The organism is Microcystis sp. LE19-131.1A, assembly GCF_027532015.1.
GTDB lineage: Bacteria > Cyanobacteriota > Cyanobacteriia > Cyanobacteriales > Microcystaceae > Microcystis > Microcystis ichthyoblabe_A.
Map to the genome: position 1 here is coordinate 15881 of NZ_JAPZSS010000049.1, position 11471 is coordinate 27351.

Below are 11471 nucleotides of genomic sequence, written 5' to 3' on the forward strand. Positions count from 1 at the left end.
TAAGAAATGATTAAGCTCCTACGGATTCTTTAGCGGCATACATTACCTCTAAAGTTATTTCACCAATCCCTCGCTCCCGGGCGAATTTTTCGGTATTTCGTTTGACTTTCCCGCGCACAAAACCGGGTATTTTCTGCAATTCTACCGTAGCTTCCTTATTCCAATTTAGGTCAGAATCTGCCGAAATACCTTTAGTAATTACCTCTTTGGTATCATGACCACCGAATATCTCTAATAGGTGATCTTCCATACCCAAAGTAAAGGAATTATAGACCAAATCGGCGATCTGATTAGTGCCTTCGTAACCTAAGAAAGGTTTATAACCGAGGGGGAAATTTTGGATATGAATAGGTGCGGCAATTACTCCACAGGGAATATCTAAACGTTTGCCGACGTGACGTTCCATTTGAGTACCAAATATCGCCGCTGGTTCTAATCGAGCAATAGCATCCCCTATCGCCCCATTATCATCACTAATTAACACTTCATCGCAATATTCACTCACTTGTTCCCGGAACCAATCGGCATCATACTTGCAATAAGTCCCCGCTAAAACCACATGAATTCCCATCTCCCTGGCGAGAATTTTTGTCATAGCGGCTGCGTGGGTATTATCACCAAAAACCACCGCTTTTTTCCCGGTTAAATTCTGACAGTCGATGGAACGAGAAAACCAAGCAGCTTGGGAGATATGCAGAGTTTGTTCATTGATAAAATCTTCGTAATCTACTGCCGCACCTTGAGCATTAATTACCTCTTGAATTTGGCGAATACAGCGTGCTGTTTCCACCACTCCCATGGGGGTAATATCAACGTAGGGTATGGCGAATTCGCTTTCGAGATATTTGGCTGTCATTAATCCCACTTCTCGATAGGGAACCAGATTAAACCAAGCGCGGGGCAGATTTTTTAAGTTTTCTACGGAGGCAGCTTCGGGGATAATTTCGTTAACTTCAATGTCCAAATCTGCCATTAACCGCTTTAATTCTGTGCGATCATGTTGGTTATGGAAACCGAGGGTGGTAATACCGATAATATTAACCGAAGGTTTAGCAGTTTTCTCCGAGATAATTTCCCCTTTTCTCTGGGCCTTATCGAGATAATACTTGATAATTTGATAGAGGGTTTTATCGGCCGCTTGTAGTTCATTATAGCGATAGTGGTTGACATCGGCCAGCAGCACATCTCCTTGGGCATCCTGTCGCGCTCTTTCGACAAAGTTTTGTAAATCCTCTTGGAGAATACTGGAGGTACAGGTGGGGGTTAAAACGATTAAATCGGGACTTTCTTCGCGATCTTTGCGAACAATATTATCGACGACTTTTTCTTGGGAACCCCGGGCTAAAACATTACGATCGACAATACTAGCAGTGACGGGGGTAAAATTACGCTCCCTTTCCAACATCGAGCGCATGACGTTAAAATAATCGTCTCCCAGAGGAGCGTGCATGATAGCATGAACATTTTTAAAGGAACTGGCGATCCTTAACGTGCCAATATGAGCGGGACCCGCATACATCCAATAGGCCAATTTCATAGAGGGTTCTCCTACAGTCAGACTTTTTTGATTGTCTCAGACTTTACCGATTTAGGAGTGAACACTTAACGGAAGATTACAAAAAGTCCCCATGCAGATTAAGTATCTTTTCGGGGAAAAATGACACAAATATTAATATTAACTTTTTTAACAATTTATGTCATGAGGGCAAAAATTTCTTTACCGACCGCTTGGTAACAAAGCCAACCGAAATTCGACCGGGGGTCGGGATAATCTTTGACGATGACTCCCTTTTCGGCCGCTCGTTCAAAAGCAACTAAACGGGGTATTTCTCGCTTAAATAGCGGTAATTTTGCTTCTTCTAGAGCTTTCCGCGCTTCCCGTCCTGTTTTTGTCCGTGAATCCACTTGGGTTAAAAGAACTCGATAATTATCGGTCATCGTGGACAGCAATTCTGCCGCTTTAATGGTGACATCGATATCTAGATGATTGGGAGTGGTGGGTAAAATTAATAAATCGCTGCCCTGAGCTAAATCTTTTAACTCGTCTGGCTCCGGCCGGGCTTGGGTATCGACGATAATATGAGTGTATTGTTTCACCAGTCCCGTCGCTCCAGCTTGGGACGCTACCATAAAAGGAAGGGTGTCTTCCCGGGACCAATGGAGAGCCGAACGATTTTTATCCGCATCAATCAATAAGGTGGGCGCTTTTTCTTGAAAATAGGCGGCCAAATGAATCGATGTGGTGGTTTTCCCGACCCCTCCCTTCAGTGCTACGACGGAAATAATCATGAACGGCTCGATCGAATAAGTGAGTATTTTCTAGTGTAATCCCAGACGGACTGAAAACCGTTTAAGTTTCCCCCCAGAAAGGCTATCAGTCAGGATTCTAGATTTTTGAGCCTGGCTCTCTCGATATTTTGGTGTAATGTGTTTCTTAATGTTGGATTTTATGTTAGATTTTGGGCTTATGCTCTCCCGATCGATCACTTTTTCTGCTCACCACAACTACGGGAGCGTCTTCAATGTTGAAGCAATTCTTAGCAATAGCGATCGCTTTCATGATTGGGTTAACTGGGGAATTAGTCCTCTCTTTACCCGCTACTCGTTTATCCGATCAAGAAATCTCCCAACAATTACAGACTATCCCGGGCTGGCAGTTACGAGATCAACGGATTGAAAAAACTTTTAAATTTAACAATTTTATCGAAGCGATCGCTTTTGTTAATCGCTTAGTTACTCCGGCTGAATCCCTAGGCCATCATCCTGATATTACTATCAATTACAATCGCGTTACTCTTTCCCTCACTACCCATGACGTGGGAGGTTTGAGTAACTTAGATTTTGATTTAGCTCAACAAATTGATCGTCTGATTCCCTAGTTTTAAATCAGCCTTTAAAGCACACAGCTATTATCTTTGCGAATATCCCAACTACCATCAACACGGAATAAAAATAAACAGCGTTTGTCGGGTGTACCGGAAGCAACTAAAGTAATTCTGCCTAACTGTCCCCAAGAACCTCCTAAACCCCCCCTTGTATCAGCCCAACTAGCGCGATAAATTGTCCCTTGATTACCCACAGGTCCACTAACTCGGCGTAGGGTAGAATTATCAGTATCGATGCTAACACCGCGAGTGATGGGAGTCCAATCGGTGACATTTTCACATTTGTCCCCCTGCACTTTTGCCACTTTAATCTGTTGGGTTTCATTTTCTGCCATGCACAAAGATAGAGGATCAGAACCTTCTCCCGTGGCTTGATAACGGGTATGTTTCCAATGTTGTGATATTTCAAAGGTGGCGATATTTAAGCGAATCCAAGCCATTAAACGATGATAAACAGAAAGGGCAATAGTTAAGAGAATTCCTAATAAAATTAGGGTAACTAACATCTCGACTTGAGTTAAGCCAGAGGTGGATTTTTGCCGATTAAAAAGCTGTAGATTGCCAAAATGTTTTCGAGAAAGGTCGAAGATATTCATGAGCCTCATCTTGCCTTTTTATTTTCAATAAATTATGTAATTAACAAGGAGCAACAATTAATTTGCTCTAGGATAATCCACATAATTTCTTGCTGTTATTACGGACAAAATTGACTGCGATCTCTATTTTTCCTGATATGGTCAAAAATGAGCTAAATAAAAGCAATTTTCTGATTTTTTGCTCAATTTAGTTTATTTGCTCTGTTTATATAGCCAAATATCCCGCTAACGAATAAATCCCAATTGTCGTCTGGCCTCAAATAATCCGATCGCCACACTAACGGAAAGATTTAAACTTCTCACCCCCGGTTCTGCCATGGGAATATAAACCGTGTCATCGCACTTATTTAATAAATCTGCTGGAATACCGTCGGTTTCACTGCCAAAAAGTAGCCAATCTCCGCTTTGATAGCTGTATTCGACATAACTGCTGCTGCCGCGCACTGTAAACCCGATCGCCCTTCCGCCGCTCTTTTGCTGATATACACAGAAGTCATTAATTGTCAAGTGGTACATGAGTTTTACATGGGGCCAATAATCTAAGCCGGCCCGCTTCAGATAGCGATCGCTAATTTCAAAACCCAAGGGACCAACTAAATGCAATTCTGTCCGCGTTGCGGCGCAAGTACGGGCAATATTCCCCGTATTTGGCGGAATTTGCGGATTGATTAAAACCACTCGTAAAATCGCTTCAGTCATCAGTAATCAGTAATCAGTTATCGGTTATCGGTTATCAGTTCACTGTTCACGGCAAAAAACTCCCCACCTCTCAATTCATAATTGATAATTTAAATTTATAATTCCCACTTCCCATCTCCCTTGGGTGAGGACTAACTATACTAGATTCTGCCCCACCCTAGTCAAACTTATTTTAATTTAATTGGTATAACTATCCATACTCAACGGGACTAAATCGCCATGGATGGTCAAACCTAACAACATTGTTGCATTAGCGGGGATTAAATTGCCTGTAAGAGCGCAAATCTCATTTTTTCTAGCTGTAGCGTTAAATACTGCCCTTATATCACCAGCACAAAACTGAGGTCGATAATCTCCTGATTTCTGCTGAACGAAATTCCATAGGACATCACGAATGAGTGCTTGATAACCTTGATTGCCAGAAATCTCTTTCAGCTTGTCTTTGAGGACTCTTTCCAGACGAATGCTGGTGACTTCCATCTCGGTAGTGGTGGTGCGTGTGATTGTCCGCATAATTTTTTTTCTCCCAAATACTAAACATATTGGTGCTACAAGTGTAGTATAAGAAAGATACCTTTAACAAGCACAACCGACGAAACCATCACCTCTGTTGCTCTTTTATTGTTACCTCTAAGGGGAAACCGCATCTAGTCAGAATCCTAATTTTAGTTTATAGCCTATTTATTAAGAAAATTTTAGGTAGAATGCGTTAGGTAATCTCTTATTTTTAGGAAAAAAATCAAGCTCTCGTTAAGGAACGTATATTCAATTAGTAAAACTTATTACATAAAGGACAAGAGAGCCATTTATTCTCCTTATTTACGTTATTATTGGTCAAGTAAACCGTCTTTAATTTCCCTTCTGATCTCATCTAAGTATTGGGAAGCTTGCTGATAATTAGTATGTTCTTGATCGTTTATTTCTACACCTTCTGCTAGTTTTAATACTGATGTATGATTGGGATCAATAAATTTTGGGATCGGTAATTTAATCGGGATAACTTGATGATTAGAAAAATAGGTGGCAAAATCAAAATAACCTAATTTAGAATCAAAAACAATCCATTCTTTGTCAATTAATTGTAGCTTAGGATCTTTGACATCAAAAGCGTATAAAAAGGCGGCAGCATAAAAACCAGCATAATATAAAAAGTCATCATTATTGCTGATGCTAAACCTGAAAGCACCAGAAGCTGTAGTGGGATGACCAGGACATATATGAGGTATAAATTCTTCTCTAGAATGATATTTTTTTATTTTTTCTAACACATAACTATCGTATTTAGGACGAAAACAACATACGGTATGACCATAGACAGACGTTAAAAAAAAGCTATCTCCTTTATATCTAAATCCCAAGGAACACTCATCATAACTTAAATCAACCATATCTCCTCCCTCTCCATAGTCTCTATTGTTAGAAGTTTTCTTGTAATAGAAGCTATAATGAATATGTCCATCCGTGCCATTATATTCTTTTTTTCGGAGACGAATAGCATTGATTAATTTAATCCAGTCAGACTTGAGCATAAACAGCAATACCATTGATCAAATAATTAACTATTATTATAGCAGTTATCTTAACGGTGAGATAAAAAGTTTTGGTTTTGGGGAGCCAGTCGTCGGTCGTCAATACCAAATTAGTTTATACTTCATCTTTATAAGAAACGCTGTAATATACCCAAATCCCTAGAAAAAATTGTTATTGTTCCTCAGATTGACAATAAATCTAATTGTCTCCCCTGTAGTTCTTTAAACCTGATATTTTCTTGAGAATCTCTGGATAAATCTAAAGCTTTAATCACTTCTTTTGCCACCGCTTCTACTACAGGAATAGCCACAGAATTACCGAACTGTTTATAAGCTTGGACATCGCTAACAACAATCTGAAAACTATCGGGAAATCCCTGTAATCTTGCCCATTCTCTGGGAGTCATTCTGCGGACGAATAACTTATTTACCTCTCCCTTGATGCGAGTAACGGGAGTAAAATTAGTCAGTCTTTGATCGATAACTAAATTTCTTTCTTTTCCCATACCTCCCACCACAATAGCATTAGCGATCCCATCGGGAGAAATAATCTCATAACCGAACCCATTACCTTTATTTTGGTGTCTGGCCCTGTGTTTAAACAAGGTTTCTAAATACTGATTAGAGAGATAATATTTAACGCTGACTTCCTTTTCTTCTAGGATATCTTCGAGACAAGTTTCTTGCTGGGTTGGTTGAGGATAGGAAAAATGGTAAATATTTAAATCTTCTCGAAAACCGACGATAAAAATTCGGGGACGGTTTTGAGGAACCCCAAAATATCTGGCATTTAAAATCTGGGGACTAGGGACAAAATAATGCAAATCCTTTTCTAATATATCTAAAATAGTTTTTAAAGTTTTACCTCGATCATGATGGACTAAACCCTGGACATTTTCTAAGATAAAAGCTTTCGGTTTCTTTTCGTGTAATATCCGGGCAACTTCAAAAAATAAGGTTCCGCGTGCATCTTCAAAACCGTGTTTTCTGCCAGCGATACTAAACGCTTGACAGGGAAAACCGCCGCAGAGTATATCATGATCGGGGACAGTTTTTACCTCTAATTTTCTGATGTCTTGATTATCGGGTAAATGACCATAGTTAGCCAAGTAAACCTTTTGGGAGTGAGGATCGATTTCCGAGGAAAAAACGCATTGACAACCGAGATTCTCTAGAGCGATTCTAAATCCTCCTATACCGGCAAATAAATCAATAAAAGTCCACATATTTTCTCTATTCTAAGCTTTTGTTTTGATCCCAGAGACGATATTAAACCGGCTACCTTAGATTTTAGTATAAATGCTCGCATCTTTTTCCTCGCCAAAAAAATCAGGAGCAGAATTTCCACTCCTGATAACCTATTCACTTTAGACTTGCCAATTTATTGGAATATACTGGCAACTTTGGCGCTTACGTCGGGTTGAGTTTCAGCGTAGATATTTTGACGAGTAGCGGCGATTTCTGTGTAAGCTTGACGCACTTCCGAGTTAACTGCCACCGTTTTCACATCGTACATACGGGTAGCGAGTTGGGGATAGAAACCGATAGCGACAATCAAAGCGAGGAAAGAGACAGCGATAAAGATTTCTCTGGGTTTAGCGTCAATATATTCTGATTCGTCAGGAAGGACACAGCTAGTACCAAAACAAACTGCCTGTTCGTTACTTTTGTTGGGGGTAATGTTAGTAATATCGCAGGAAGAACCATCTCCGTAGAAAACTTGACGGAGCATGGAGAGTAGATAAATGGGGGTGAGGATTAAACCAACGGAAGCGAGGAAGACAGTCACAACCCGGAAGGTTTGGCTATAAACGTCACTGCTAGTGACACCGATAAACACAGTAATTTCACTGGCAAAACCGCTCATTCCGGGTAACGCTAGGGAAGCCATGGCGCCGGCAGTAAAGAGAGCGAATACTTTCGGCATCGCTTGAGCAATCCCACCCATCTCGTTTAAAGCTAAGGTATGGGTGCGGTCATAGGTGACACCAGCAAGGAAGAATAAGACGGCGGCAATTAAACCATGGGAGAGCATTTGTAACATAGCGCCGCTAATACCCACATCGGTGAAGGAAGCAATCCCTAAAAGGACGAATCCCATGTGTGAAACCGAGGAATAAGCGAGACGGCGTTTCATGTTTTGTTGACCGAAGGAAGCGAAAGCACCGTAGATAATATTAACGACACCGAGAATCGCTAGAATCGGAGCAAAGTAGATGTGTGCATCGGGTAGAAGGCCCATATTAAGGCGGATTAAACCGTAACCACCCATTTTGAGGAGAACACCAGCGAGTATCATCGATACAGGTGCAGAAGCTTCACCGTGAGCATCGGGGAGCCAAGTATGGAGGGGGAAGATGGCGAGTTTGACCCCGAAAGCGATTAATAAACCAGCGTAAAGGAATAATTCTAAAGCGAGGGGATAATCTTTAAATCCTAATTCCGCCATGTCAAAGGTCATCGTACCACCACCGTAAAGGGCCATGGCTAGACCAGCAACGAGGATGAAGATAGAAGCGGCGGCGGTGTAGAGTAAGAATTTAGTGGCGGCATAACGACGTTTTTGTCCACCCCAGATGGAAACGAGTAGATAAACGGGAATTAACTCGATTTCCCACATTAAAAAGAATAATAATAAGTCTTGGGCGACGAAAACACCAATCTGAGCGGCGTAGAGCAACAGCATCAGGAAGTAGAATAAACGGGGTTTACGGTCCACTTGCCATGCGGCCAAGATAGAAAGGGTTGTCACCAATCCTGCTAATAAAACTAACGGTGCCGAGATACCATCCACCGACACCGCCCAACTTAAACCAATTTGGGGAACCCAATCGATTTTTTCTACTAATTGTAGGTTGGGGTTGCTTAAATCATATTTTTGTAAAAAGACGTAACACATTAATATAAAGTCTGCTAGTCCGACTCCAAGAGCAAACCAACGAACGGTTTTTCCTTCCTTGTCGGGGATTACAGGGATTAGGAAGGAGGAAAGCAAGGGGAGCAAAATGATGGCAGTGAGCCAGGGGAAGTTAGCCGTTAGCATGGCAGTAAGAAAAAATACCTATTTCGTTATGTGTTCATTTTATGCGACTTTGTAAAATTTTGTGAATATTTTTTCTCCTACCTTTACCATAGGATTTTATCTATAGTTGCCGCATCATCATCGATTAACCCAAATAGGCCTGTTTGACCCGCTCATCCCTGAGTAAATCCCCGGCTTCTCCCGCAATAGTCAAGCGTCCCGCTTCCAAAACATAGCCGCGATTGGCAGTTTCTAGGGCTAAATTAGCGTTTTGTTCCACTAACAGGATAGTTACTCCCGATTCGTTTAATTTACGGATGATACTGAATATTTCTCGCACTATCTGCGGCGCTAGTCCTAAACTGGGTTCGTCTAGTAACAATAACTTGGGACGACTCATTAAAGCTCTGGCGATCGCAAGCATCTGCTGTTCCCCACCGCTTAGGGTTCCCGCTAACTGCTCTCGGCGCTCCGATAGTCGGGGAAACAGTTGCCACTGCTCTTCGATATCGCTTTTTACTCCTAGGCGATCGCTCCTCGTATAGGCACCTAACTGCAAATTTGTCAAGACTGTTTGACGAGCTAAGATTCTTCTACCTTCCGGACTATGGGCAATTCCCCGTTTAACGATTTCATGGGGCGGTAAATGGGTAATATCTTGACCCTGATAAATTATTCGCCCGGTCTTTGCCGTTAAAAGCCGAGATATCGTCTTTAGAGTCGTCGTTTTTCCTGCTCCGTTCGCTCCAATGAGGGTGACAATTTCCCCCGTTTCTACCCTTAAGCTGACCTGCTGTAATGCCTTTATTCCGCCATAATTAACCGATAAATCGTTAATTTCTAACATAAACCCCGTCAAATCCCAATAGGATCACTATAGCAGTGATCACTGCCATAGTGATCACTGATTATCTGCCTAAAACTTCCAAGACCACTGGGGCAACTCCCGACTGGAAGACACCGATAATCGCTGCCGCACCTCTGGAGAGGTCGATGACGCGACCACCAGTAAACGGACCGCGATCGTTAATTCTGACCACCACCGAGCGCCCATTACGCAGATTAGTTACCCTAACCCTAGTGCCGAAAGGTAGATAGCGATGAGCGGCAGTTAAACCACCAGAGTTAAAAGTCTCACCACTAGCGGTGCGACGACCGTGGAAACCAGGACCATACCAAGAGGCCATTCCCCGTTTACGGGGGCGACTGCTGGTTTTTGTCCCCTGGGTTGTTTTTGGCTTCTCTGCTGGTGTCACTGAGGCAGGATTGCTGGCCGGGGCCGGTTTGACTTGATTGGGTTGTGATTGGGGTTGTATCGTCGAAGGAATGGCCTCTTGGGTTCGGGGTGTAACGCTTGCCGGGACGGTATTTTCTTTGTCCACTAGGGACTCCAAAGTTTTTAGAATTTCGTTAGCATTATCTTGAACCGAACGTGATACTTTAATATCTGAATCGGATGTTCGACTATTAGAAAAAGCGGACAGAACGGTTTGAGTAGTTGACTCGATAACAGTTTGACGACCTACGCTAATATCCGTCAAGCTGTTGCTGTGTCCTGCTGTCTGGGAACAAATTATCGAGGCTGTAGTCCCCACTACCGTAAGGGCGGTTACGGCTTGTAGTTTGTTGATCAGTTGTTTATTCATAGACTTTCTTATTGTGCGTTAGCAAGTTCCCAATGCAAAGCTGAAGGAATTTGCTAACATTCCTTTTTGCTTGCAAAGCTAACTTGGTTGCGTTCTGTTCAACCCTATCACGGAAAATTGGTTGGTCATTACGAGAATTTATATCGTTATCGGGCAAGAGAATCAAAAATTTAAATAAAGGGTTGACTTGCGCTAAGAACCAAGTTAAGATGGGGGGTTTTTAATTTTTTGTCTCCTAGAGGGGGTCAAGGTTAGGAAAACTTGGGGAATTAGTGAAATTTCCAAAGGTAATAATGCTAGTATTGACAAGGCTTTCAAGGATTATCAGCCCCCCCGATTTCCCTCTATAGCTGCAGATAATAGTTAATAAAACTGTTTTCTTCGCTACAAAAAACCAGATTTTTAAGATCAATGTTAAATCGGACTAAGGATCAAAGATTAAAAATTATAATAGGGGCTTGACAAGGAACTAAAAATAAGGTGTTATTAGCCAAACTTAACAACGTAATCAGAAATGCTGATACAGGCTAATAATAAATCCTGTTTAAAAGGGATAGGGAAGTGGGGAAGTGGGGAAGTGGGGAGTATTTTGCTGTGAACAGTGAACTGAAAACCCGCATCTGAATACTGAATACTCACTCCTAACCCCACGAAACGCTTTTTCGACAAACCCTATATACCTGAACTTCCCCCATACATATATACCACAATAGCTGAAAACCCTTATCCATCAATGGATGCACCCCCTTAACTTATCTTAATGTACCCATGTAATTTGTAACATTTCTTAATGGACAAGAATTCTCTCCCTTTGCTAGAATGATAGCCATGTATATAGAAAAAGTTCCTAACCGTAATTCCCCCCCGCCGTTCTTCTTCGGGAGTCCTACCGAGAAGGAGATCAAGTCAAAAAAAGAACCCTGGCCAATATCTCAAAATTACCCGATGATATTATCGACAATCTGAAACTGGCTCTTAAAGGGGCAACACTGTCCATGAATGAAGGCATTCCCAATCATTTTGAAGTGATTAGAAGTCTTCCTCATGGTCATGTGATGGCTATTTTAGAGACGATTAAAAAATTAGGTTTAGAT

Annotated in this window: 11 protein-coding genes and 1 pseudogene; 2 read left to right on the plus strand and 10 right to left on the minus strand. The window is 41.7% G+C overall.

Annotation, left to right across the window (positions count from 1 at the left end; all coding sequences use genetic code 11):
* Positions 1 to 10: 10 nt before the first annotated feature.
* A complete protein-coding gene (gene bchB, locus O9323_RS04215) occupies positions 11 to 1537 on the minus strand; it encodes a ferredoxin:protochlorophyllide reductase (ATP-dependent) subunit B (RefSeq protein ID WP_002754600.1) in 1527 nt (508 codons plus the stop codon).
* A 155-nt stretch (positions 1538 to 1692) separates the two neighbouring features.
* Positions 1693 to 2289: a nucleotide-binding protein gene (locus O9323_RS04220; protein WP_002740297.1), complete on the minus strand. Its 597-nt coding sequence runs from the start codon at positions 2287 to 2289 to the stop codon at positions 1693 to 1695.
* Between the two features lie 233 nt (positions 2290 to 2522).
* Between O9323_RS04220 and O9323_RS04225 the strand changes: the two genes are divergently transcribed.
* Positions 2523 to 2879, plus strand: a complete 357-nt coding sequence (locus O9323_RS04225; protein WP_002754602.1) for a 4a-hydroxytetrahydrobiopterin dehydratase — start codon at positions 2523 to 2525, stop codon at positions 2877 to 2879.
* A gap of 14 nt (positions 2880 to 2893) precedes the next feature.
* Here O9323_RS04225 and O9323_RS04230 read toward each other — a convergent pair whose 3' ends face one another.
* From O9323_RS04230 to O9323_RS04265, 8 genes are all read right to left on the minus strand, one after another.
* Complete coding sequence (locus O9323_RS04230) at positions 2894 to 3481, minus strand: prepilin-type cleavage/methylation domain-containing protein (protein ID WP_130757847.1); 588 nt, start codon at positions 3479 to 3481, stop codon at positions 2894 to 2896.
* A 225-nt stretch (positions 3482 to 3706) separates the two neighbouring features.
* Positions 3707 to 4180 carry a tRNA (cytidine(34)-2'-O)-methyltransferase gene (locus tag O9323_RS04235; RefSeq protein ID WP_287234478.1) on the minus strand — a complete coding sequence of 158 codons (474 nt, stop codon included), beginning with the start codon at positions 4178 to 4180 and terminating at the stop codon, positions 3707 to 3709.
* A gap of 177 nt (positions 4181 to 4357) precedes the next feature.
* Positions 4358 to 4693 (minus strand): hypothetical protein, encoded by a 336-nt coding sequence (locus O9323_RS04240; RefSeq protein WP_002776760.1) that lies wholly within the window; start codon positions 4691 to 4693, stop codon positions 4358 to 4360.
* A gap of 314 nt (positions 4694 to 5007) precedes the next feature.
* Entirely contained in the window at positions 5008 to 5709 is a 702-nt protein-coding gene (locus O9323_RS04245) for a hypothetical protein (RefSeq protein WP_288124732.1), read from the minus strand.
* Positions 5710 to 5891: 182 nt separating this feature from the next.
* A complete protein-coding gene (locus tag O9323_RS04250; protein ID WP_024968760.1) occupies positions 5892 to 6935 on the minus strand; it encodes a DNA cytosine methyltransferase in 1044 nt (347 codons plus the stop codon).
* Positions 6936 to 7090: 155 nt separating this feature from the next.
* Positions 7091 to 8752 carry an NAD(P)H-quinone oxidoreductase subunit 4 gene (locus tag O9323_RS04255; RefSeq protein ID WP_288124733.1) on the minus strand — a complete coding sequence of 554 codons (1662 nt, stop codon included), beginning with the start codon at positions 8750 to 8752 and terminating at the stop codon, positions 7091 to 7093.
* Between the two features lie 124 nt (positions 8753 to 8876).
* Complete coding sequence (locus O9323_RS04260) at positions 8877 to 9578, minus strand: ABC transporter ATP-binding protein (RefSeq protein WP_104397733.1); 702 nt, start codon at positions 9576 to 9578, stop codon at positions 8877 to 8879.
* 61 nt (positions 9579 to 9639) lie between these two features.
* Positions 9640 to 10377 (minus strand): septal ring lytic transglycosylase RlpA family protein, encoded by a 738-nt coding sequence (locus tag O9323_RS04265; RefSeq protein WP_130757843.1) that lies wholly within the window; start codon positions 10375 to 10377, stop codon positions 9640 to 9642.
* A gap of 828 nt (positions 10378 to 11205) precedes the next feature.
* Between O9323_RS04265 and O9323_RS22820 the strand changes: the two are divergent.
* A pseudogene (locus tag O9323_RS22820) lies at positions 11206 to 11471 on the plus strand (IS1634 family transposase N-terminal domain-related protein); the annotation flags it as partial.